Annotated in this window: 23 protein-coding genes; 4 read left to right on the forward strand and 19 right to left on the reverse strand. The window is 66.2% G+C overall.

Annotated elements, in window-relative coordinates; all coding sequences use genetic code 11:
- Positions 1-37: 37 nt before the first annotated feature.
- Positions 38-523, reverse strand: coding sequence for a TlpA family protein disulfide reductase (locus DSM104440_RS14070; protein WP_171163693.1), 486 nt, complete (start codon positions 521-523; stop codon positions 38-40).
- Between the two features lie 109 nt (positions 524-632).
- Between DSM104440_RS14070 and DSM104440_RS14075 the strand changes: the two genes are divergently transcribed.
- The gene (locus DSM104440_RS14075) at positions 633-2,213 is read left to right on the forward strand and encodes a hypothetical protein (RefSeq protein WP_171163694.1); all 1,581 of its coding nucleotides are present in this window, start codon (positions 633-635) and stop codon (positions 2,211-2,213) included.
- Here DSM104440_RS14075 and DSM104440_RS14080 read toward each other — a convergent pair.
- A complete protein-coding gene (locus tag DSM104440_RS14080; RefSeq protein ID WP_212758084.1) occupies positions 2,202-3,416 on the reverse strand; it encodes a YihY family inner membrane protein in 1,215 nt (404 codons plus the stop codon). The two genes, DSM104440_RS14075 and DSM104440_RS14080, sit on opposite strands and share 12 nt — an antisense overlap.
- A gap of 52 nt (positions 3,417-3,468) precedes the next feature.
- Here DSM104440_RS14080 and DSM104440_RS14085 point away from each other — a divergent pair, with 52 nt between their 5' ends.
- Positions 3,469-3,843 carry a DUF2069 domain-containing protein gene (locus tag DSM104440_RS14085; RefSeq protein WP_246212004.1) on the forward strand — a complete coding sequence of 125 codons (375 nt, stop codon included), beginning with the start codon at positions 3,469-3,471 and terminating at the stop codon, positions 3,841-3,843.
- Here the strand turns inward: DSM104440_RS14085 and DSM104440_RS14090 are convergent.
- From DSM104440_RS14090 to DSM104440_RS14160, 15 genes are all read right to left on the reverse strand, one after another.
- Positions 3,798-4,283, reverse strand: a complete 486-nt coding sequence (locus DSM104440_RS14090; RefSeq protein ID WP_171163699.1) for a DUF2721 domain-containing protein — start codon at positions 4,281-4,283, stop codon at positions 3,798-3,800. The two genes, DSM104440_RS14085 and DSM104440_RS14090, sit on opposite strands and share 46 nt — an antisense overlap.
- A 10-nt stretch (positions 4,284-4,293) precedes the next feature.
- Positions 4,294-4,926 (reverse strand): DedA family protein, encoded by a 633-nt coding sequence (locus tag DSM104440_RS14095; protein ID WP_171163701.1) that lies wholly within the window; start codon positions 4,924-4,926, stop codon positions 4,294-4,296.
- Positions 4,926-5,876 carry a protein translocase subunit SecF gene (gene secF, locus DSM104440_RS14100; RefSeq protein WP_171163703.1) on the reverse strand — a complete coding sequence of 317 codons (951 nt, stop codon included), beginning with the start codon at positions 5,874-5,876 and terminating at the stop codon, positions 4,926-4,928. Before secF ends, DSM104440_RS14095 begins: the two co-directional genes overlap by 1 nt.
- A 1-nt stretch (position 5,877) precedes the next feature.
- Entirely contained in the window at positions 5,878-7,740 is a 1,863-nt protein-coding gene (gene secD, locus DSM104440_RS14105; protein WP_171163705.1) for a protein translocase subunit SecD, read from the reverse strand.
- A 4-nt stretch (positions 7,741-7,744) separates the two neighbouring features.
- Entirely contained in the window at positions 7,745-8,071 is a 327-nt protein-coding gene (gene yajC, locus DSM104440_RS14110) for a preprotein translocase subunit YajC (protein WP_171163707.1), read from the reverse strand.
- An 84-nt stretch (positions 8,072-8,155) separates the two neighbouring features.
- Positions 8,156-9,265 (reverse strand): tRNA guanosine(34) transglycosylase Tgt, encoded by a 1,110-nt coding sequence (tgt, locus tag DSM104440_RS14115; protein WP_171163709.1) that lies wholly within the window; start codon positions 9,263-9,265, stop codon positions 8,156-8,158.
- Entirely contained in the window at positions 9,262-9,918 is a 657-nt protein-coding gene (locus DSM104440_RS14120) for a glutathione S-transferase family protein (RefSeq protein ID WP_171163711.1), read from the reverse strand. The genes tgt and DSM104440_RS14120 overlap by 4 nt, the downstream gene beginning before the upstream one ends.
- Positions 9,919-10,010: 92 nt before the next feature.
- A complete protein-coding gene (locus DSM104440_RS14125) occupies positions 10,011-12,089 on the reverse strand; it encodes a sodium-translocating pyrophosphatase (RefSeq protein WP_171163713.1) in 2,079 nt (692 codons plus the stop codon).
- Between the two features lie 43 nt (positions 12,090-12,132).
- Entirely contained in the window at positions 12,133-13,389 is a 1,257-nt protein-coding gene (locus tag DSM104440_RS14130) for a 6-phosphofructokinase (RefSeq protein WP_171163715.1), read from the reverse strand.
- 5 nt (positions 13,390-13,394) lie between these two features.
- The gene (gene adk / locus DSM104440_RS14135; protein ID WP_171163717.1) at positions 13,395-14,048 is read right to left on the reverse strand and encodes an adenylate kinase; all 654 of its coding nucleotides are present in this window, start codon (positions 14,046-14,048) and stop codon (positions 13,395-13,397) included.
- A 103-nt stretch (positions 14,049-14,151) separates the two neighbouring features.
- Positions 14,152-14,922: a 3-deoxy-manno-octulosonate cytidylyltransferase gene (gene kdsB, locus DSM104440_RS14140; RefSeq protein WP_171163719.1), complete on the reverse strand. Its 771-nt coding sequence runs from the start codon at positions 14,920-14,922 to the stop codon at positions 14,152-14,154.
- A 7-nt stretch (positions 14,923-14,929) separates the two neighbouring features.
- Entirely contained in the window at positions 14,930-15,109 is a 180-nt protein-coding gene (locus DSM104440_RS14145; protein ID WP_171163721.1) for a Trm112 family protein, read from the reverse strand.
- Positions 15,090-16,145 carry a tetraacyldisaccharide 4'-kinase gene (gene lpxK / locus DSM104440_RS14150; protein WP_171163723.1) on the reverse strand — a complete coding sequence of 352 codons (1,056 nt, stop codon included), beginning with the start codon at positions 16,143-16,145 and terminating at the stop codon, positions 15,090-15,092. The genes DSM104440_RS14145 and lpxK overlap by 20 nt, the downstream gene beginning before the upstream one ends.
- A gap of 12 nt (positions 16,146-16,157) precedes the next feature.
- Positions 16,158-16,574 (reverse strand): ExbD/TolR family protein, encoded by a 417-nt coding sequence (locus tag DSM104440_RS14155; protein ID WP_171163725.1) that lies wholly within the window; start codon positions 16,572-16,574, stop codon positions 16,158-16,160.
- Positions 16,571-17,185 (reverse strand): MotA/TolQ/ExbB proton channel family protein, encoded by a 615-nt coding sequence (locus DSM104440_RS14160; RefSeq protein ID WP_171163727.1) that lies wholly within the window; start codon positions 17,183-17,185, stop codon positions 16,571-16,573. The genes DSM104440_RS14155 and DSM104440_RS14160 overlap by 4 nt, the downstream gene beginning before the upstream one ends.
- 460 nt (positions 17,186-17,645) lie before the next feature.
- Between DSM104440_RS14160 and xseA the strand changes: the two genes are divergently transcribed.
- Both xseA and DSM104440_RS14170 read left to right on the forward strand, forming a co-directional pair.
- Positions 17,646-18,863 carry an exodeoxyribonuclease VII large subunit gene (gene xseA / locus DSM104440_RS14165; protein ID WP_171163729.1) on the forward strand — a complete coding sequence of 406 codons (1,218 nt, stop codon included), beginning with the start codon at positions 17,646-17,648 and terminating at the stop codon, positions 18,861-18,863.
- 33 nt (positions 18,864-18,896) lie between these two features.
- A complete protein-coding gene (locus tag DSM104440_RS14170; protein WP_171163732.1) occupies positions 18,897-19,121 on the forward strand; it encodes a dodecin family protein in 225 nt (74 codons plus the stop codon).
- Here DSM104440_RS14170 and miaA read toward each other — a convergent pair.
- On the reverse strand, positions 19,099-20,091 hold the full coding sequence (gene miaA / locus DSM104440_RS14175) for a tRNA (adenosine(37)-N6)-dimethylallyltransferase MiaA (RefSeq protein WP_171163734.1): 993 nt from the start codon (positions 20,089-20,091) through the stop codon (positions 19,099-19,101). The genes DSM104440_RS14170 and miaA overlap by 23 nt on opposite strands.
- Positions 20,037-21,788 carry a DNA mismatch repair endonuclease MutL gene (gene mutL, locus DSM104440_RS14180; protein ID WP_171163736.1) on the reverse strand — a complete coding sequence of 584 codons (1,752 nt, stop codon included), beginning with the start codon at positions 21,786-21,788 and terminating at the stop codon, positions 20,037-20,039. Before mutL ends, miaA begins: the two co-directional genes overlap by 55 nt.
- Between the last annotated feature and the right edge of the window lie 52 nt (positions 21,789-21,840).

Here is a 21,840-nt window from a genome sequence, read left to right on the forward strand (position 1 = left end):
GTCTTCTTCCCGTTGAAGCGAAGTTGTATCGAGTTGTTCAGCTGCGCTTCGTCGTCGGCGGGGTCGTCGACTCTTCCAGCGACTTCTTCGTCACCGGACCCAGCTGGTCGTAGACGCGCTTGCCCGTCGGGTCGTAGACGCGCGTCGTCGGCAGCCCGCGAACCTTGCCCAGCTGCTTCTCGACCGCATCGTCACCGAGCACCAGCGGATACGCGTGGCCGACCTTCTTCGCGAACTGCTTGGTCTTCTCCTCGGAATCCTCGACGTCCAGCGCCACGCCGATCACGACAACGTCCTTCGCGCGGTCCTTGGCGAACTGTGCGATCTCCGGAATCTCCGCGATGCACGGCGTGCACCACGTCGCCCAGAAATTCACGACCACCCAGCGGCCCTTGTAGTCGGCCAGGCGATGGTGCTGGCCGGTCGTGTCGGTCAGGTCGAAGGCGGCGGCGGGAAGGGCGCAGGCCAGGCCCAAAACCAGCGACCAGAGGCCCAGGACACCCGATAAGCGGTTGGTTTTCAAAAGCAAATTCCTCTATTCTGTAAAAAATACCGTCGGCGGGGGAGGCCCGGATGGCGGAAAGCCGAAAAAAGGCTATCTAAATCAAAGATTAGCAGGATCCTCCCCGCCCATGCCGCTCGAATTGACTGTCCCGGCCGAACGTACGGCCCCGCCCAAAGACCTCGAAATCCGCCCGAAACAGGCCAAGGCCTGGCTCGATGCGTTGCCGCTCGCCCAAAGCGTCGAGTCCGCGCGGCAAATCCGCACCAAGCTCGCGGCCATGAGCCGCTCGAAGATCGAAGCCGACGACCGGGTGCTGCTGCTCGAAGCCTATCAACCGGTCGTCGCGATGCTGCTCGAGGAGCTCGACGCGATCTACTCGAAGTCGCAGCTGCCGCTCACGCCCAAGGCGCGCGAAGCGCTCGATCTCGCGCGCGCGATCACGAGCGACGTCGCGCACGGCTACAAGATCGTGATCCTCGAGAAGACCGGCAAGCTCATCGCCTTCGGCGCGAAGAAGCAGTTGCCGCTCCTGATCTACCGCACGATGGACGCGGTCGCGAGCGCCATTCGCGCGGCGTACAAGTCGTACACGCCGCTCGCGCCGGGCTTGTGGAAGGACATGCACCAGCTCTACCTCCTGGCGGACAAGGACGGCCTTCTCAACGAATCGCCGGACGCGGAAATCAGGATCACGATCGGCGAGTTGTACACCGAGTCGCTGCTGCTCTCGCTCACCGATCCCTATCGCCTCGTGCAGGGCGAGGTCGACAAGACCATCTCGATGATCCGCGCGAACAAGGGCCTCGCCACGCTCGGCAAGGTGAAGCCCGCCACGCGCGAGAGCGCGCACTTCCTCGTGCCTTGCGACACGGACCGGCCGCCCAAGCCCGCGGCCTCGGCGTCCGATGACACGGGCGGCCCCAATTGGCGCCTCTTCGACGTGAATCCCCTCGCCGACCAATTGAAGAAGCGCAAGCAGGCGCTGGAAACCGGCAACGTCTCGGCGACGATGAGCCGGGCGACCGGCCTCGACGGCATGCTCCTGCTCGCGAAGCTGATCACGCTCTGGGGCGATCCGCCCAAGCGCGCCTATCGCCGCGATCCGATGGAGACCAGCGTGGCGATCTGCGCGGGGTTGCGCACGATCGGTCATTTCGTCTCGCAGGAACCGAAGGTCGATCCCGCGGTGGAAGCCGCCGCCATCCAGAGCGGCATCACGCTGCCGCTGCTCGTCGTGCCCGACGACGACGTCTCGCAGGGCCTGCAGGTGAGCGAGTGGGAAGTCGTGAACCAGAGTGCGGGTGGGCTGAAGGTGAAGCGCACGAGTGCCAGCAGCCAGAACATCGCCGTCGGCGAAGCGCTCGGCATCAAGTTCATGGGCCGCGCGCGCTGGACCATCGGCGTGGTGCGCTGGCTCACCGCGCAGGACGACGGCGGCATGGAGTTCGGCATCCAGTTCCTCGCGCCCGCGGCACGCATGGTCGCCGTGACACCCACGATCACGGCGTCGGGAACGGTGAAGCTCGGGCTCCTGTTGCACGAGTCCGAGCAGTCCACGCAGGCGGACACGTTGCTGACACCGCCCTCGACCTATTCGGACCTGCGCGAGTACGAGATCGACGACGATGGCGAGGTGAGCTGCGCGCGCGCGACGAGCCTCATCGAGAAGACCGCGCGCTTCGAGCTCTTCCACATCTCACCGTCCTGAGGGCTCGTCCTCGCGGTAGAGCTCGGCCAGCGGGCGCTTCATCTGCGCCTCGAACGTTTGTGCCACGTCGATGAAGTCCGGCGAGATCGAGGACCACTCGCGCGGATCCAGCCCTTCTCCGTCGGCCACCGCGGCCGCCCAGAAGTCTCCCAGCGTCACCGCCTCGGGCGCCTTGTCCAACGTGTAGTTGCGCGCGCCCTGCCGACGGATGATCCCGCGCTTCTCCAGGTGCGTCAGCGTGTCCTCCAGCTCCTCCGCGGGCACCGCGCACTCCACCCGTAGCGTCTCGAAGCTCAGCGGCTCCCCTTTCGCTTCGGCGAGGAGGCGACCGACCTTGAGTGCGTCGCGGAAACGACGGCCCGGCGTCGGCGCGCGCTTCCAGAGCCGATGTCGCCAGTACCCCGCGCACGCCGTGAACTCCGCGCCGAACAGCACCACGAGCCACGAGAGGTACATCCACAGGAGGAAGACCGGGATGGCGGCGAACGTGCCGTACACGACGTTCGCTCCCGGCACCGAGCGGATGTAGGCGGCGAAGAGCGCCTTCATCGCCTCGAACAGCACGGCCGCGAGCGCGCCGCCGAGGATCGCGTGCAGCCAGGGAACGTGGCGATACGGGACGACCCGGTAGACGAGGATGAACATCGTCGCGCTCATCAGGACGGGCACCACGTGCAACAGCACGGGCTGCGCCTCGTCGGGCAGCCGTTCGAGTCCCGTCGAGAGCGTGTACAGGTAGGTCGTCGCCGTCACGCTGATGCCGATCAGCAAGGGGCCGATGAGCAGCAGGAACAGGTACGCGATCAGCGACAGCCACAGCGGCCGCATGCGGCGCACCCGCCAGATGGCATTGAGCGAGCTGTCGACCGTGGAGAGCATCGCGAGCGCGGTCACGAGGAGCGCGCCGAGGCTGAGCAGCGTGAGCTTGCCCGCCGCGTCCGCGAACTGCCCCATGTACACCGTGATGATCTTCCCCGCGATCTCCGGCACGAGGTTGAGCAGCAGGAAGATCTTCAGCCGGATCATCACCTCCTCGAAGATCGGCAGCGAGGAGAGGATCACCACCACGATGGCGAACACCGGCACGATCGCGAGCAGCGTCGTGAAGGTGAGGCTCCCGGCGATTTGCGGGCACCGGTCTTCCGACCAGCGGCGCAGCACGAATCGCAGGAACCCGAAGACGTCGAAGAGAGTACGCAGCACGAAGGGTCCGGAGGCGATCGGTATCATAGCAGCGCGCCGTATGATCACCCCCGTGCCCCCTTCTCCCGCCACCCGTTCCCGCGCGCACGCTGCAACCTGCGCCACGCTGACCGCGCTCGTCGCGCTCGCGATCGCCTGGGAGCTGTGGCTCGCACCCCTGAGGCCCGGCGGCTCCTGGCTCGTCCTGAAGGCCGTGCCGCTCGCGCTCCTGCTGCCGGCGGTGTTCCGCGAATCGCGCAAGGCCGTGCAGGCCGGCGCCTTGTTCGTGTGGCTTTACGCGGGAGAAGGCGCGGCGCGCGCGATGACCGACGCGGGACTTTCGGCGCAGCTCGCTTTCCTGGAGGTGGTGCTCGCGGTCGGGTACTTCGCCGCGGCGGTGGTCTACTTGCGCTCGTCGGCGCGAACGATGGCCGCGCCCGGCGCCTGAACGACCGGGTGCCGCACCGTCAACGCGGCCACGAACACTTCGCGCAGGAACATCAGCAGGCAGCCCGTCAGCGCCACCATCGCCGCGATGAAGAGCGCCGCCACGGTCTTCGAGAGATCGAACGTCACGAAGGCCGCGACGAACGCGAGGCCGATCAACAGGCACACGAGCAGCGCCGACATGACCGCGAGCGCGATCGACCAGAGCACCAGCTTGATGCGGCGCGCCAGGGTCTGCAGCTCCTCGACCATCTCGCGGCGCGTGTCGCCCTCGTAGGCCGGAAGCAGCTCCTCGATCTGGCGGCGGCGGTCCACCGCGCGGGCAAGCCGGCCCGTCAGCGCGTTGATGATGGTGCCGATCGCCGTGAGCAGGAACACGGGGGCGACCGCGAGCTGGATCAGGCGGGTGATGTCGAAGACATGGGAATCGAATTGCGGCATGGAGGCAATGCTACGCCCGCGAGCGGATCATCGCGACCACCATCGGCACCAGGCTCAACGCGATGATCGCGAGGATGATCAGGGTGAGGTTGGCCTTCACCCAGGGAACGTTGCCGAAGAAGTAACCCGCGTAGGTGAGCGATCCGACCCACAGGACCGCGCCGCCCACGTTGTACGCCGTGAAGCTGGTGGGGTTCATCGCCCCGAGGCCGGCGACAAACGGCACGTAGGTGCGCACGATCGGCATGAAGCGCGAGATCACCACGGCCATGCCGCCGTGGCGCTCGTAGAAGGCGTGCGTGCGATCGAGGTGGGCGGGATTGAGCCAGCGCGAGCCGCGGTCGGTGAAGAAGCGCTTTCCGAGCCAGCGGCCGATCGCATAGTTGGTGGTGTTGCCCAGCACCGCGGCCACGACGAGCAGGAAGGCGAGCAGGTGGACGTCGAGGCCACCCAAGGCGGCCACGGCGCCGGCGACGAACAGCAGCGAATCCCCCGGCAGGATCGGGGTCACGACCAGCCCCGTCTCCGCGAAGATCACGGCGAAGAGGATCGCGTAGACCCACGCACCGTAACTGGAGACCAGCGCCGCGAGGTGGACATCGAGCCGGAGCACGATGTCCAGCAACCCGGCGAGAAACTCCATCAGGGCATTTCGGCCGTGGCGGCCTTCTTCTCCGGCTTCACGAAGTCCTCGCGCGAGGCGCCGAGGTACATCGCGAGCGGGCAAGCAACCAGCACCGAGGAGTAGATGCCGAAGCAGATGCCGATCGTCAGCGCGAGCGCGAAGTAATGCAGCGTCGCGCCGCCGAAGATGAGGATCGAGAGCACCATCATCTGCGTGCAGCCGTGCGTGATGATCGTGCGCGAGATCGTGCCCGTGATCGAGGCATCCATCACCTCGGGCACCGACGCCTTGCGCAGCTTCTTGAAGTTCTCGCGCACCCGGTCGAACACGACCACCGACTCGTTCACCGAATAACCCAGGATCGCGAGCACGGCGGCGAGTACGGGCAGCGAGAATTCCCAGCCGAACGCGGCGAAGAAGCCCAGGATGATCACGACGTCGTGCAGGTTCGCGAGGATGGTGGCCACGGCGAAGCGCCACTCGAACCGGAATGCGAGGTAGATCACGATCCCGATACAAACGAATAGCAATGCGAGGCCGCCGTCGGCCGCGAGCTCCTTGCCCACCTGGCCGCCGACGAACTCGACGCGCTTCAACTGGGCGCTCGGATCCTCGGCCTTGAGGGCCTTCATCACGGTGTCGGATTGCTTCTGCATCTCGACGTTCTGGCTCTGGCCCTCGGCCTGCTTGAGCTGCAGCCGGATCAGGACGTCGCGCGGCGTGCCGAAGGTCTGCACGGTGAAATCCGTGAGTCCGGTCTTCTGGATGGCCTCGCGAATACGGTCCGGGCTGGCCTCCTTCGCGTAGTTCACTTCCATCACCGTGCCGCCGGTGAATTCGATCGAGAAGTGCAGGCCCTTCGCGATGAGGAAGCCCACCGCCAGCACGAAGGTGATCAACGAAATGACGTTGAACACCAGCGCATGGCGCATGAAGGGGATGGTGCCGCGGATCTTGAAGAATTCCATGTCAGGCCCCCGCCTTCTTTTCCCAGGTGGTGTTGCCGATCGAGATCTTGCCGATCTTCTTCCGGCCACCGTAGATGAGGTTCACGATCCCGCGCGAGACGACGACCGCGCTGAAGATCGAGGTGAGGATGCCCAGGCAGTGCACGACCGCGAAGCCCTTGATCGGGCCCGAGCCGAACGCGAGGAGTGCGAGGCCCGCGATGAGCGTGGTCACGTTGGAGTCGAGAATGGTGCCGAAGGCACGCTCGTAGCCGGCCTGGATCGCCATCTGCGGCGTCATGCCGGAGCGCACTTCTTCACGCACGCGCTCGTTGATCAGCACGTTGGCGTCGATCGCCATGCCGAGCGTGAGCGCGATGGCCGCGATGCCGGGCAACGTGAGCGTGACCTGCATCATCGAGAGGATCGCCACGAGGAAGAGCAGGTTCGCGCCCAGGGCCAGCACCGACACCAGGCCGAAGAGCATGTAGTACAGGATCATGAACGCGGCGATCAGGAGGAAGCCGCCCATGACCGCGCGATAGCCCTTCTGGATGTTCTCCGCGCCGAGGCTGGGGCCCACGGTGCGCTCCTCGATGATGTCCATCGAGGCCGCAAGCGCTCCGGCACGAAGCAGGAGCGCGAGGTTCTTCGCTTCCGTCGCGTCGGGCATGCCCGAGATCTGGAAGCGCGCGCCGAATTCTTCCTGGATGACCGGCCAGGTGAGCACGGTGGTGCTGTTCTTTTCCACCAGCATCATCGCCATGCGCTTCTTCACGTTCTCGCGCGTGTTCTGGCGCATGATGCGCCCGCCCGTGTCGTCGAGATTCATCGAGACGACGGCGCCGCCATTCTTCTGGTCGAAGCCCGGCTGGGCGTCGCGGATGCGATCGCCGCTGATGACCAGCGACTTCTTCACGAGGACCGGACGGCCTTCCTGGTCGAGGTACTTCTCGGTATTGAACGGCGCAGGCTGGTCCTTGAACTGGAAGAACGCGTCCTGGCCCGAACCCGCGGCGTACTCTTCCGCGACGTTGCGCACCTCGAGGGTCGCGGTGCGCCCGAGGATTTCCTTCGCGCGGCCCGGATCCTGCACGCCGGCGAGCTGCACGGAGATGCGGTCCACACCCTGCTGCTGCACGATCGGCTCGGCGACGCCGAGCTCGTTCACGCGGTTGCGCAGCGTCTGGATGTTCTGCTGGAGCGCGAGCTCCTGTTCGCGCTTCACGACCTCGGGCTTGATGGTCGCGACGATCTGCGACTCCTCGCCCTCGACTTCGCGCAGCGTGAGGTCAGGCATCTGGTCAGCGAGCTGCTTCATCGCCGCGGCGCGCTGGTCGGCTTCGCGGAAGCGGATGACGATGCGCTCGCCCTCGCGGCCGAGGCCCGAGTAATAGATCTTCTTGTCGCGAAGCGCGTTGCGCGAGTCTGCGAGATAGCGCTCGACGGACTTGTTCACCGCGGACTTCATGTCCACCTGCAGCAGGAAGTGCACGCCCCCGCGCAAGTCGAGGCCCAGGTACATCGGGTTCGCGCCGAGGGCATGCAGCCACTTGGGCGAGCTCGAGACGAGGTTGAGCGCAACGATGTAGCCAGTGCCGGCCTTGGCGACGAGCACCTCGCGCGCCTTGAGCTGCACGTCGGTGTCGGCGAAGAAGAAGCGCAGGGCTGCGTCTTCGCGCTCGACGCGCTGCGGCGTGATGTTGGCGGCCTTGAGGTCGCCCTCGAGGCGCGCCTGCAGCGTCTCGTCGATCTTGATCGTCGTGCGCGAGGACGAGACCTGCACCACGGGCACCTCGCCGAACAGGTTCGGCACGGCGTAGATCACGCCCACCACGAGGGCGAGCGCGATCACGAGGTACTTCCAGAGGGGATAGCGATTCATGAGGCTACTGCGCGCCCTTGTACGTGCCCTTGGGCAGCAGCTTGTTCACGGCCTGCTTCTCGACTTGCAGCACCACGTTGTCGGCGACTTCGAGGCTGATGTACGTGTCGCCCACCTTGTTGATGCGGCCGAGGAATCCGAGGGCCACGACCTCGTCGCCCTTCTGCAGCGCCTCGAGCATCGTCTTGTGCTCCTTCGCCTTCTTCATCTGCGGACGAATCATGAGGAAGTAGAGGATCACGAACATCAGAACGATGGGGAGCATCCCCATCAGGGTGTCGCTGCCCGAGGGCGCAGCACCTGCCGCCTGGGCGTAAGCAGTACCGATCATGGAACGGGTCTCCGTACGGAAATTCTTGATATGACAGGCTTTTTGCCTGCTTTTGAAGCCCGCTATTTTAGCACAGCGGACCCCCTATTCGACCGCCTCCCGACTGCGTTCACGGGCAAATCGGGCCGAAAACTCGCTCCACAACCCCCCTTCGATGGCTTTTCGCATCTCGCGCATCAGGTCGAGGTAGTAGTGCAGGTTGTGGATCGTGTTCAGCCGGGCGCCGAGGATCTCGTTGGCCCGATGCAAATGGTGGAGGTAGGCACGGGTGAAATTGCGGCACGTGTAGCAGGCACACGTTGAATCGAGCGGCTGCGTGTCCTCGCGATGGCGGGCGTTCTTGATCTTCACGTCGCCGAAACGGGTGAAGAGCCACCCGTTGCGGGCGTTGCGCGTGGGCATCACGCAATCGAACATGTCGATGCCGCGCGACACACCCATCACCAGGTCCTCGGGCGTCCCGACGCCCATCAGGTAGCGCGGGCGATCGGCGGGCAGCCTGGGCGCGGTGTGCGAGAGCACGCGCTCCATGTCTTCCTTCGGCTCGCCGACGGAAAGGCCGCCGATCGCGTAGCCGTCGAAGCCGATCGTCGCGAGCGCGCCCAGGGATTCGTCGCGCAGGTCCTCGTGCATGCCGCCCTGCACGATGCCGAAGAGCGCGTTCGCATTGCCTTCGTGCGCGCGCTTCGAGCGCTCGGCCCAGCGAAGCGAGAGCCGCATCGAGTCCGCGGTTTCATCGCGCGTCGCCGGAAGCCCGATGCATTCGTCGAAGATCATCACGATGTCGGAATCGAGCGTCTTCTGGATCGCCATCGATTCCTCGGGCGTGAGGAAGAGCTTGTCGCCGTTGATCGGGGACTGGAAGGCCACGCCTTCCTCGCTGATCTTTCGCATCGCGCCCAGGCTGAACACCTGGAAGCCGCCGGAGTCGGTGAGGATCGGTCCCTTCCAGCCCATGAAGCGATGCAGTCCCTGGTGCGCGCGGATGACCTCGAGCCCCGGGCGCAACCAGAGGTGGAAGGTGTTTCCGAGGACGATGTCCGCGCCGATCTCGACCAGCTCCGCGGGACTCATCGCCTTCACCGTTCCGTACGTGCCCACCGGCATGAACGCCGGCGTCTGCACTTCGCCGTGGGCGAGCGTGAGCGTGCCGCGGCGCGCCGGACCATCTGTCGCGCGCAGCGTGAACTTCATCGCCAGTGCGGCGGAAAGGTCTTGTCGTAGAACGGCAGCGCTTCCATCCGTTTCATCCACGCCGAGAGGCCCGCCGGAATCAGCTCCGTGAGCCTTGCTTCGGGCTTGCGCACCGTGAGGCGCTTGCAGTAGCCGAGCAGCGGCAGGAGGACGTAGTCGGCGGCGGTCGGCGATTCGCCTGTCAGGAAGTCACCGCGCAACTCGCGCTCGAAGATCTTCAGTTCCTCGGCAACCTTCGCGCGGCCCTTCTCGACGCGCTCGAGATCGGGTGCTTCGTCCTTCTTGAAGAAGTATTCATCGACGACGAGATCCACGCCCTCGACGCCCAGGTATTCCTCGGCCTCGCGCACCAGCCGGCGGATGCGCGCGCGGTTCTTCGCGTCACCCGGATAGAGGCGCTTGGCCGCGTCCGCGTTCGGGAATCGCTCGTCGAGGTACTCGAGGATCGGGATCGATTCCCACAGGCCGAAGCCGTCGTCGGTGATCGTCGGCACCTTGTGGCGCGGGTTGATCGCGACGAACTCGGGCTTGGTCGTGTCCTTGTCCTGGAAGGACAGGACCTTCAATTCGTAGGGAACGCCGATGTGCTCGAGGGCGAGCCACACGCGCCACGAATAAGGCGAGCCGTGGCCGTGATAGAAGACGAGTGCCATTGAATCTCCTGAAATGAGAGAGGGGTCAGACCACTCTACTTGCGAAATGCCCCGGCAAGCAGAGTGGTCTGACCCCTCTATTTTCTTTCTTGTTACAGCAGCGGAACGATCAGCAACGCAACGATGTTGATGATCTTGATCAGCGGGTTCACGGCCGGACCGGCGGTGTCCTTGTAGGGATCGCCCACCGTGTCGCCCGTCACCGCGGCCTTGTGGGCATCGCTGCCCTTGCCGCCGTGATGGCCGTCTTCGATGTACTTCTTGGCGTTGTCCCACGCGCCGCCGCCCGTGCACATCGAGATGGCGACGAACAGGCCCGTGACGATCGTGCCCATGAGCATGCCGCCGAGCGCTTGCACGCCCGCGTCACGTCCCATCAGCATGCCGACGATCAGCGCCACCGCGATCGGCGACAGCACCGGCAGCAGCGACGGGATCATCATTTCCTTGATCGCGCCCTTGGTCAGCATGTCGACCGCGCGCGAGTAATCGGGCTTGGCCGTGCCTTCCATGATTCCCTTGATCTCGCGGAACTGGCGGCGCACTTCTTCCACCACCGAGCCCGCGCAACGACCGACGGCTTCCATCGCCATCGCGCCGAACAGATACGGGATCAGGCCGCCGACGAACAGGCCGATGATGACCGCCGGGTTCGACAGGTCGAACGTGATGTGGCGTCCGGCTTCCTCGAGCTTGTGCGTGTAGTCGGCGAAGAGCACCAGCGCGGCAAGGCCGGCCGAACCGATCGCGTAACCCTTGGTGACGGCCTTGGTCGTGTTGCCCACGGCGTCGAGCGGGTCGGTGACGTTGCGCACTTCCTTCGGGAGCTCCGCCATCTCGGCGATGCCGCCGGCGTTGTCGGTGATCGGGCCGTAGGCGTCGAGTGCGACGATGATGCCGGCCATCGAGAGCATGGAGGTCGCGGCGATCGCGATGCCGTACAGGCCCGCGAGCGCATAGGCCGCCCAGATCGCGATGCACACCGAGAGCACGGGCCAGGCCGTCGAGCGCATCGAGACACCGATGCCCGCGATGATGTTGGTCGCGTGACCCTTGGTAGACGCTTCCGCCACGTGCTTCACCGGCGCGTAATCCGTGCCCGTGTAGTACTCGGTGATGATGACCATCAGCGCGGTGAGCACGATGCCGACCAGGCAGGTGCCCCAGAGCTTGGCGACGGTGAGCGTCGGGTACACCGCGATGACGTCCTTCATCATCCAGTCGGTGACGAACCAGAAGAACACGAGCGAGATGCCGCCTGCGACGGCGAGGCCGCGATACAGCGCGTTCATGATCTTGCCGCCGTCGGCGGCCTTGACGAAGTAGCAACCGATGATCGAGGCGATGATCGACACGCCGCCCAGCACCAGCGGATACGTGACGACGTTGCCCACCGTGCCCGGCGAGGGCAGCAGCAGCGCGCCCAGCACCATCGTGGCGATGATCGTCACGGCGTAGGTCTCGAAGAGGTCCGCGGCCATGCCGGCGCAGTCGCCCACGTTGTCGCCCACGTTGTCGGCGATCACGGCGGGGTTGCGGGGATCATCTTCCGGGATGCCCGCTTCCACCTTGCCGACGAGGTCCGCGCCGACGTCCGCGCCCTTGGTGAAGATGCCGCCACCGAGTCGCGCGAAGATCGAGATCAGCGAGGAGCCGAACGCAAGGCCGATGAGCGGCTTCACGACGTCGCTCATCTTCGTGCCGTGCGTACCCGAGCCGTGCAGCAGCAGGAAGAAGCCGGCCACCGACAGCAGGCCCAGGCCCACGACCAGCAGGCCCGTGATCGCGCCGCCCTTGAAGGCGATGTCGAGCGCCGGACCGATGCCGCGGCGAGCGGCTTCGGCCGTGCGGACGTTGGCGCGCACCGACACGTTCATGCCGATGTAGCCGGCCGCGCCCGAGGCGATGGCGCCGATCGCGAAGCCCAGTGCCGTCATCCAGCCCAGGCCCGGGACGAGGCCCATGACCAGGAAGAGGATCACGCCCACGACGCTGATCGTCGTGTACTGGCGGTTCAGGTACGCCTTGGCGCCCGTCTGGATGGCCGCCGCGATTTCGCGCATGCGGTCATTGCCATCGGGCTGCGAGAGGATCGCTTTCGCGGTCCACGCGCCGTACAGCAAGGCGATGGCGCCACAGACGAGCGCGATCAGGATTGCGTTTTGCAACATGTGCTTCTCCTTCGTTTCGAGAGGTGTTTTCTTGTATGAGCCGTTAAAGCGTGTAGCCGGGAGTCTTCTTCTTCACCGCGACGTTCTTCAGCCGGACGTAGCGCGGCAGGCCGGCTTCGAACGGCGGGAAAGCTTCGCCCGCGATCAGCGGCGCGAGGTAGTTGCGGCATTTCTGCGTGATGTGGAACCCGTCCGCCGTGATGAAGTCGCGCGGCATCTTCTTCTCGACGTTCGCGATCGCGGTGAGCGGCGCCATGCCGATCTTCCAGCGATAGGGCTTGGAGGCGGTGCGCACGATCGTGGGCATCACGCCCGTGTGGCCCTTCACGGCGAACTCGACCGCGGCCTTGCCGACGGCATAGCTCTGCTCGAGATCGGTCTTCGAAGCGATGTGGCGCGCGGCGCGCTGCAGGTAATCCGCGACCGCCCAGTGGTGCTTGAGGCCGAGCTTCCCGCGCACGAGCTCGGCGATGCGCGGCGCAACGCCGCCCAGCTGCGAATGGCCGAAGGCATCCTTGAGGCCGGACTCCGCGAGGAACTTGCCGTCCTTGTCCTGCAGGCCTTCTGACACGCCGACCGCGCAGTAGCCGAACTTCTCGACGTTCTTCTTCACCGCGGCGAGGAAGGCTTCCTCGTCGAATGCGATCTCGGGAAACAGCAGCACGTGCGGCGCGATACCGGGCTGCGTCTGTGCAAGCCCCATCGCGGCCGTGATCCAGCCCGCGTGGCGGCCCATCACTTCCATGATGAAGACCTTGGTCGAGGTCTTCGCCATCGATTCGATGTCGAGGCCCGCTTCCATCATCGAGGTGGCGACGTACTTCGCGACCGAGCCGAAGCCCGGGCAGCAGTCGGTGATCGGGAGGTCGTTGTCGACGGTCTTCGGAACGTGCACCGCGGTGAGCGGGTAGCCCATCGACTGCGAGATCTGCGAGACCTTGAGGCAGGTGTCGGCGGAATCGTTGCCACCATTCAGGAAGAAGTAGCCGATGTCGTGCGCCTTGAAGACTTCCACGAGGCGTTCGTATTCGCGGCGGTTCTTCTCCAGCGACTTCAATTTATAGCGAGCCGAACCAAAGGCACCGCCGGGCGTGTTCTTGAGCGCGCGGATGGCGGCCGGTGAATCCTTGCCGGTGTCGATCAGGTCTTCGGTGAGCGCGCCGAGAATGCCGTTGCGGCCCGCATAGACCTTGCCGATGTGCTTCCTGTGCTTGCGCGCCGTCTCGATCACGCCGGCGGCCGAAGCGTTGATCACGGCGGTCACCCCGCCCGATTGCGCGTAGAAGGCGTTGCGGGGCATTGCCTCTATCCCAGTGCCGTGAAGATGCGGTCGCGGACTTCCTCGACCGTGCCCAGCCCGTTGACGCGATGCACGGTGGGCGCGTGCGCATCGCCCGAGGACGCCCATTCGGAGTAGTAGCTCACGAGCGGCTCGGTTTGCTTGTGGTAGACCGCGAGGCGATTCTTGACCGTCTCTTCCTGGTCGTCGACGCGCTGCACGAGCTCTTCGCCGGTCGCGTCATCCTTGCCCGCGACCTTCGGCGGATTGTTCGTGATGTGGTACGTGCGGCCCGAGGCGACGTGCACGCGCCGGCCCGCCATGCGGTCGATGATGAGCGAGTCGGCCACGACGAGCTCGACCACGTGGTCGAGATCCACGCCCGATTCGGCCATGGCCTCGGCCTGCGGGATCGTCCGCGGAAAACCGTCGAAGAGGAAACCGTTCGCGCAGTCCGGCGCCTGGATGCGCTCCTTCACGAGGCCGATGATGATGTCGTCGGAGACGAGGTCGCCGCGGTCCATCACCTGCTTCGCAGCCTTGCCCAGGGGCGTACCCGCCTTGACTGCGGCGCGAAGCATGTCCCCGGTGGAAATCTGCGGAATCGAATAACGCTGCGTGATGAAGCCCGCCTGGGTGCCTTTGCCCGCACCCGGTCCCCCCAGCAATATCAGGCGCATCGGCCCACTCCCCCCTCAACGAAACTGCTTTTGTTAACCCCCCATTATCGCTTGCCGCCGCCCCTCTTGTCACGGGAGGCGACACGGCCGCGCAGGGGCCGCCTCACCCGGCGGACAACACCTTGCGCACGCGGTCGAGGTCTTCCTGGGTGTCCACGCCCGGTTCCATGGCGCCCGTCCAGAAGGCCACGGCAATGCGATGGCCATGGCCCAGCGCCCGCAGCTGCTCGAGCGCTTCGAATTTCTCGGCCGATGTAGGCGAGAGGGACGCGTACTCGCGCAGGAAGCGCACGCGGTAGGCGTAGATGCCGATGTGGCGATAGGCGGGAAAGCCCGCGGGCAAGCTGTCGCGCGACTGGGCAAAGGCGTCGCGGGCGTAGGGAATCGGCGCGCGCGAGAAGTACTGCGCGTAGCCCGCCGTGTCCACGACCACCTTCACGACGTTCGGATCGAAGAACGTCGCGGCCGAATCGATCGGATGCGCCGCGGTCGCGATCGCGGCGTTCGGGCGCAACGCGAGCTCACCCGCGACCTTGCGCACCAGGGCCGGATCGATGAGCGGCTCGTCGCCCTGCACGTTCACGACGATCTCGTCATCGCCCAGCGAAAGGAGGTCCACCGCTTCGGCGAGGCGATCGGTGCCGGTCGGATGGTCGGGAGAGGTCGTGCACACCTTCCAGCCGAGGGCCGCGACCGCGTCGGCGATCTCCTGGTGGTCGGTGGCGATCACGACCTGGTCGGCTTCGGCGGCGCGCGCGCGCTCCGCGACCCAGGCCACGAGGGGCTTGCCGGCGATGTCGGCCAGCATCTTTCGCGGCAGGCGCGTGGAGCGCATGCGCGCGGGAATGATCACCGTGAAGGCGAGGCGCTCCATCGCGCGCTCAGGCGTCCTCGTCGACGCCGAGCGTGCGCGCTTCCTCCTCGAGCATCACCGGGATGTCGTCCTTCACCGGGAACGCGAGGCGATCGGCCTTGCAGACGAGCTCGGCCGCCTCGCGCTTCCAGAGGAGCGGGCCCTTGCACAGGGGACACACGAGGATCTCAAGCAGCTTCGGGTCCATGGGCTTTCGTGGCACGGCGCGCAGCAGCCAGGCGCTCAAGAAGGAATGCGTCGAACTCCGGGGGCAGGACGGCCGACACGCGCAGGAACCAGAAGCGCTCGTCGGCGAACGCGGTGCATTTTACGGCATCCTTTTCCGTCATGACGATCAGCTCCACGCCGGGCATGCGTAAATCGGACGCGTGAAAGTGATAGTGGTCGGGAAACGGAAAGGCCCGTGCGGCAACACCCAGGCGCCCGAGGTGATCGAAGAATCGCGGCGGATAGCCGATGCCCGCGACGGCGGCCACCGTGAGGCCGCGTGCGGCGAGCGCGAAATCCGCCGGCGTGCGCTCTTCGCCGGAAAATGAGACGAAGACTTCCTTGCCGAGCCGCATCGCGAACTGGCGCGGCGCGGGGACCGCATCGGAATTCCCGCCATTCACGATCGCCGCATCGACGCCGGCCAGTCGCGAGACCGGTTCGCGCAGCGGGCCGGAGGGCAGGAGCAAGCCGTTGCCGAAGCGTCGCTCGCCGTCGACCACCGCAAGCTCCACATCGCGGGCGAGCGCGTAGTGCTGCAGGCCGTCGTCGCTCACGACGACATCGGTCTCGGGAACGGCCTCGAGCAGCGCGCGCACCGCCGCGGGGCGATCGGGTGAAATGAACACCGGCACGTGCAGGCGCCGCGCGATCAACACGGGCTCGTCGCCGAAATGTTCCGGCGTGGCGACTTCAGGAAAGACGCGGACGACGCCCGAGGGATCGTGCTCCGTGGACGGCACCCGCCCGTAGCCGCGCGCGACCACGCCCGGCGTCCAGCCGCGCTCGCGCAGGGTCTCGACCACGGCGATGACGAGCGGCGTCTTGCCGCTGCCACCGGCCGTGATGTTCCCGACGATGATCACGGGCACGCGCGCGCGCCAGGCGCGCAGCAGGCCCGCCGCATAGAGCTTGCGGCGCAGCCACGTGGCCGCCATGAAGAGGATCGTGAAGGGGAGCATCACGAGCGCCCCGCCGCCGAGGCGTTGCCACTCGCGTTCGAACCAGGCCTGCAACGGGGAAGCTCCTTATTGCCGCGTTTGCGTCGTGAAGGAGATGTGGTTGTAGCCCGCGATGCGAGCGCTTTCCATGATGTTCACCACCGCCTGGTGCGTCGCGGCCGCGTCGGCGCTGATCGCGATCACCGGATCCTTGCGCGCACCCGCCGCTTCGCGCAGGCGCTGCGAGAAGTTCTGCGGGTTGCCGAAAGGCGTGGGCGAGCCGTTGATCGCGTAACGGCCCTGCGCATCGACCGCCACGTTGAGGATCTCCGGACCTTCAGCGGCCTTGGCCGCGGACGCCTCGGGGAGGTTGATCTGCAGCTGCGCGTAGCGGCTGTAGGTCGTGGTGAGGAACAGGAAGATGAGGATGACGATGAGGATGTCGATCAACGGGATGAGGTTGATCTCGATGTCCTCGCGCTCCCGGCCTCGCCGGAAGTTCATGCCCGGCGCTCTCCGCGGATGATCTCGATGAGCTTGATCGCCTGGCTTTCCATCTCGATCACGAGCACGTCCACGCGATTGCGGAAGTGCCGGTAGAAGATCACGGCCGGGATCGCCACACCGATGCCGAAGAGCGTGTTGTAGAGCGCGACCGAGATGCCGTGCGCGAGCTGCGCCGGGTTGCCCGCACCCGACGTCGGATTCTGCGAGCCGAAGATCTCGATCATGCCGACGATCGTGCCGAAGAGGCCGAGCAGCGTGGAGACCGTGGCGATCGTGCCCAGCGTATTGAGGAAGCGCTCGAGCTCGAGCCCGACGGCGCGGCCCGCGTCTTCCACGGAATCCTTGATCGCTTCGCGCGTGCCCTTCTCGTTCATCAGCGCCGCGGCGAAGATGCGGCCGACGAGCGGACCCGATTGCAGGCGCGAGATGAAATCGGGCGTCACGCCCTTGGCCTGGTATTCGTGGATCGTGTTGACGAGCATGTCGCGCGGAGCCACGAGCGAAGTCCGCAAGGACCAGAAACGCTCGCCGATGATCGCAAGCGCGACGATGGAGGTGAAGATGATGAACCAGATTGGCCAGCCGGCCGCTTCGATGATCGACAACACTTGCGTGATTTCCTTTTCCGAAAGGCCGCTGCACTTTAGCGTGGCACCCGTCATTCCACAACAATTTGTGCGCAACCCCAGGCGCGGGCACAACGCCGCTGAGAATTCACTTGAGGTTTACGCACTATCGCGTGGCGCCTGCGAGCGACACCCGCAGCGGCCGCGCCACAGTCGTGGCAAATCATCCACAGAGCCTGTGGATAAGCCTGTGGGCTGGTTCCGGGCACCCTCTCCAAGTAGCGTGCAACAAAGGCTTTTTTCTTTTTCGCCCAATTTTTGAACGATCCGCGTTTTTCCTTGTGACTCAAGGACTTGGAAAAATATTTCCCTGTCAAGCGCCGCGAACATCCGGTACCCCATGAGACAGGGGTGTGACGGCGGGATGACGGTGGATAGGAGCGGCCCCGTTTCCCTCTGAAAACCGCTCGCTTCCCTCTGAAAACCCCTCTAGGATTCGCCCGTGCCGCTCGCCTTTCCCTCCGAAAAACCACCCGTCATTACCGTCGCCGAACTGAACCGGCGCGCGCGTGAACTCCTGGAAGGCGAGTTCCGGATGCTGTGGGTCGCGGGCGAAATATCGAACGTGAAGCTCGCGCCTTCGGGCCATTGGTACTTCGGACTCAAGGACGCGGCGGCCTCGGTCGATTGCGCGATGTTCCAAAGCCGCGCGCGGTTCCTGGACTTCAAGCCGGTGAACGGACAGCAAGTGGAAGTGCGCGCTCGCGTCACGCTCTACGAGCCGCGTGGTAGTTACCAACTCGTCGTCGACGAAATGCGCAAGGCCGGGCTGGGCGCGCTTTACGAAGCATTCGAGAAGTTGAAGGCCAGGCTCGATGCCGAAGGACTCTTCGCGGCCGAGCGCAAGCGCCCCCTGCCCGAGTACCCGCGCGCGATCGGGATCGTCACCTCGCCCGCCGCCGCCGCGCTGCGCGATGTGCTCACGACGCTTGCACGGCGCGCGCCCATGGTCCCGGTCATCCTCTACCCCGCGCCGGTGCAGGGCGAAGGCGCGGGCGCGCGAATCGCCGCGGCGATCGCCGTGGCCAATGCCCGCGCCGAATGCGACGTGCTCGTTGTATGCCGCGGGGGCGGAAGCCTCGAGGACCTCTGGGCGTTCAACGAGGAAGTCGTGGCGCGGGCCATCGCCGCATCGGCCATTCCGGTCGTGAGCGGCGTGGGCCACGAGACCGATTTCACCATCGCCGATTTCGCCGCCGACCTGCGCGCGCCGACGCCGACGGCGGCCGCCGCCGCCGCGAGCCCCGACCGTGACTCGCTGTGCGAAATGGTTGCGCAGATGCAGCGTCGCCTCTCGCGCGATCTCGAACGCCTCCTCGAGACCAGCGCGCAACGGCTCGACCGCGCCGCCCGGCGCCTGCTCACCCCCGACGAGCGGATCGCGCGCCATCGCGAAGCGCTCGATCGCCTCGCCCGCCGAATGCGCCAGTGCGCCCATGCGCAGCTTCGCCTGCACCGCGCGCACTTCGATGCGCGGCGCGCGGCCCTCGGGCATCTCGACCCCACGCGGGTACTCGCTCGCGGCTACGCGATCGTTCGCGATGCCGACGGCGCGATTCGCCGCTCGAGCGAGGGTCTCGTGGCCGGCCAGCCGCTCGACATCGCCTTCTCGGAAGGCGGCGCCGAGGTTTCTGTTATAAGGAAACGAACCGCTTCGTAGTCCCCTTCGTTGTCCATTCCCCCAGGAGGAGTCATGGCCAAGAAGCAAGTTCCCGCCGTCTACAAGATCATCGAAATCGTCGGCACGAGTTCATCGTCGTGGGCCGATGCCGCAAAGAACGGCATCAAGGAAGCGTCCAAGAGCCTGCGCGACCTGCGCGTGGCGGAAGTCGATCGCCTCGACGTGAAGGTCGAGGCGGGCAAGCTCGTCTACCGCGCTAAGATGAAGGTGAGCTTCAAGTACCACGGGAACGACTGAGGAAGCCGTCCACGCGCGCGGCCACCGCTTCGGCGAGGTCCGCGCGCAGGCAGTCGTAACGCTCGAGGTCGTCCATCGCGCGCAGCCACGTGAGTTGCCGCTTCGCGAGTTGTCGCGTGGCGGCGACCCCGCGCGCCTCCAGCGTTTCCGCTTTCTCGCGCCCTTCGAGCGTGTCCCACGCCTGGCGATATCCCACCGCGCGCATCGAGGGCAGCGTGTCTGTGAGCAGGTAACGGCCACGCAGGGCTTCGAGCTCTTCGACGAGCCCCGCGGCAAGCATGGTGCGAAAGCGCGCCTCGATGCGTGCGTGCAACTGCGCGCGATCGGAGGGTTCGAGCGCAATGCGCAGCGCCGTGAACGCCAGCGCGGGAATCTCCGTGTCGCGAAGCAGCACGGACATCGGCTTGCCTGAAACCGCATAGATCTCCAACGCGCGCTGGATGCGCTGGGAATCCATGGGCTTGAGCCTCGCGGCCGTTGCGGGGTCGATGCGGGCGAGCTCCGCATGCAGCGTCGGCCAGCCTTCCTTCGCGGCCCGCGCATCGATTCGGGCCCGCACCTCCGGATGCGCCGGCGGCAGCGTCGCGAGCCCGCGCGTCAGTGCGCGGATGTAGAGCATCGTGCCGCCCGCGAACACGGGCAGTCGGCCGCGCCCGTGGATCGCGCCCGCGAGCTTCAATGCATCCTCGCGAAAGCGACCAGCGGAATAAGCGTCGGTGGGATCAACGATGTCGATCAAGTGGTGCGGCACGCGCGCGCGCTCGGCGTCGCTCGGCTTCGCGGTGCCCACGTCCATCCCGCGGTACACCTGCGCGGAATCGACGCTCACGATCTCGATGGGAAAGCGTTCGGCGAGCGCGAGCGCCACCGAGGTCTTGCCGCTCGCCGTGGGGCCGAGAAGAAAAACGGCCTTGATCAGCGACCTCTCATGAACAGCCGGTCGAGGTCCGCGAGCGAGAACTGCACCCATGTCGGACGCCCGTGGTTGCAGCTGCCGGCGCGTTCCGTTTCCTCCATCTCCCGCAGGAGCGCGTTCATCTCCGGCAGCGTCAGCGTGCGATTGGCGCGCACCGCCGCATGGCAGGCCATGGTCGAAAGCAATTCGTTGCGCTGCTCGACGAGCGCGCGGCTCGCGCCGAACTCGTGCATGTCGCCGAGGATCGAGCGCAGCAGCCCCACGGTGTCGAGATCCGACAGCAGCGCGGGCACGGCGCGGATGACGAGCTCGCGCGGGCCGGCCGGCGCCACGTCGAAGCCGAGTTTCTCCAACCCCTCGCGCGCGGCGCCGGCCTGCTCCACTTCCTCGGCGGTCGCGGTCATCGGGATCGGCACCAGCAGGGGCTGCGACGCGAGCGTGGCGGCATCGAGCGCGTTCTTGAGCTTCTCGTAGACGATGCGCTCGTGCGCGGCGTGCATGTCGACCATCACGAGGCCCGCGGCGTTCTGCGCGAGCACGAAGATGCCGTGCACCTGGGCGAGCGCGAATCCCAGCATCGGCGCTTCGGCGTGCGCAGGCTGGCCCTCGCGAGCGGGCACCGCATCAAGGCGGCGCTCGGTGGCGACGGCCGAAGCAAAGAGCGCCTCGTAACGAGCGGCCGGCTGGGCCATGCCGAGCGTGCCCTGGAAGCTGGGCGACGGCTGGAACATGGGCGCAGCCACGGGCGGCGGTGCCCCTCCCGCCAGCGGCTCCGCGAGCGCGCGCGAGAGCGCGTGGAAAACGAACCGGTGCATCGAACCCGAATCGCGGAAGCGCACTTCGCTCTTGGTCGGGTGGACGTTCACATCGACGAGCGCCGGGTCCATCGTGAGGAACAGCACGTAGGCCGGATGGCGATCGTGGTGCAGCACATCGGCGTACGCCTCGCGGATGGCGTGCGCCACGACCTTGTCGCGCACGAAGCGTCCGTTCACGAACAGGTACTGGGCATCGCGCGAGGCGCGGGTGAAACCGGGCGCGGCAACCAGGCCCGTGAGCGAAACCGGCGCGCCCTCGGAGCGAACGTCCACCGCGCCCTCGGCGAATTCGTCGCCGATGACGCGCGCGGCGCGGGCACGCAGGTTCTCGGGCGGGTAGTGCGCGCTGCGCCGGCCGTTGTGGCTGAGGCCGAACGCGCAATCGGGGCGCGAGAGCGCGATGCGCGCGAACGCTTCCTCGCACCGCGCGAACTCGGTGGCTTCGCTCTTGAGGAACTTGCGCCGCGCGGGCGTGTTGTAGAAGAGCTCCTCGACGTCGACCGTCGTTCCGGCCGCGAGCGCCGCGGGCTCCACGTTGGTCAGGGCACCGCCTTCGCAGGCGATGCGCCAGGCGTTGCGTTCATCGGCTTGCCGGCTGATCAGCGAAAGCCTCGCGACCGACCCGATGGAAGCCAGCGCCTCGCCGCGAAAACCGAGCGTCGCCGCGCGCTCGAGATCCGCGAGGGTTGCGATCTTGCTCGTGGCGAAGCGGGCGAGTGCCAGCGGCAGGTCCTCGCGCGAGATGCCGCCACCATCGTCGACGACACGCATCCTGCGCACGCCGCCTTCGGCGAGCTCGACGCTCAAGCTGCGCGCGCCGGCATCGAGGCTGTTCTCGAGCAACTCCTTCAACGCGGACGCAGGGCGTTCTACCACCTCGCCGGCGGCGATCTGGTTGACGAGGAGCTCGGGGAGCGCTGCGATTTTGCCCATGAAATCAACACAATGTTACACTGCCTCGCGCTATTCATAAGGAGGGCAGGGC

Source organism: Usitatibacter palustris, assembly GCF_013003985.1.
GTDB lineage: Bacteria > Pseudomonadota > Gammaproteobacteria > Burkholderiales > Usitatibacteraceae > Usitatibacter > Usitatibacter palustris.

Excerpts from the sequence above, each read along its gene's own strand:
- DSM104440_RS14075 (WP_171163694.1), top strand. The coding sequence starts at position 633 with ATGCCGCTCGAATTGACTGTCCCGGCCGAACGTACGGCCCCGCCCAAA.
- DSM104440_RS14090 (WP_171163699.1), bottom strand. The coding sequence starts at position 4,283 with ATGCCGCAATTCGATTCCCATGTCTTCGACATCACCCGCCTGATCCAG.
- DSM104440_RS14095 (WP_171163701.1), bottom strand. The coding sequence starts at position 4,926 with ATGGAGTTTCTCGCCGGGTTGCTGGACATCGTGCTCCGGCTCGATGTC.
- secF (WP_171163703.1), bottom strand. The coding sequence starts at position 5,876 with ATGGAATTCTTCAAGATCCGCGGCACCATCCCCTTCATGCGCCATGCG.
- secD (WP_171163705.1), bottom strand. The coding sequence starts at position 7,740 with ATGAATCGCTATCCCCTCTGGAAGTACCTCGTGATCGCGCTCGCCCTC.
- yajC (WP_171163707.1), bottom strand. The coding sequence starts at position 8,071 with ATGATCGGTACTGCTTACGCCCAGGCGGCAGGTGCTGCGCCCTCGGGC.
- tgt (WP_171163709.1), bottom strand. The coding sequence starts at position 9,265 with ATGAAGTTCACGCTGCGCGCGACAGATGGTCCGGCGCGCCGCGGCACG.
- DSM104440_RS14120 (WP_171163711.1), bottom strand. The coding sequence starts at position 9,918 with ATGGCACTCGTCTTCTATCACGGCCACGGCTCGCCTTATTCGTGGCGC.
- DSM104440_RS14125 (WP_171163713.1), bottom strand. The coding sequence starts at position 12,089 with ATGTTGCAAAACGCAATCCTGATCGCGCTCGTCTGTGGCGCCATCGCC.
- DSM104440_RS14130 (WP_171163715.1), bottom strand. The coding sequence starts at position 13,389 with ATGCCCCGCAACGCCTTCTACGCGCAATCGGGCGGGGTGACCGCCGTG.
- adk (WP_171163717.1), bottom strand. The coding sequence starts at position 14,048 with ATGCGCCTGATATTGCTGGGGGGACCGGGTGCGGGCAAAGGCACCCAG.
- kdsB (WP_171163719.1), bottom strand. The coding sequence starts at position 14,922 with ATGGAGCGCCTCGCCTTCACGGTGATCATTCCCGCGCGCATGCGCTCC.
- DSM104440_RS14145 (WP_171163721.1), bottom strand. The coding sequence starts at position 15,109 with ATGGACCCGAAGCTGCTTGAGATCCTCGTGTGTCCCCTGTGCAAGGGC.
- DSM104440_RS14155 (WP_171163725.1), bottom strand. The coding sequence starts at position 16,574 with ATGAACTTCCGGCGAGGCCGGGAGCGCGAGGACATCGAGATCAACCTC.
- DSM104440_RS14170 (WP_171163732.1), top strand. The coding sequence starts at position 18,897 with ATGGCCAAGAAGCAAGTTCCCGCCGTCTACAAGATCATCGAAATCGTC.
- miaA (WP_171163734.1), bottom strand. The coding sequence starts at position 20,091 with ATGGGTGCAGTTCTCGCTCGCGGACCTCGACCGGCTGTTCATGAGAGG.
- mutL (WP_171163736.1), bottom strand. The coding sequence starts at position 21,788 with ATGGGCAAAATCGCAGCGCTCCCCGAGCTCCTCGTCAACCAGATCGCC.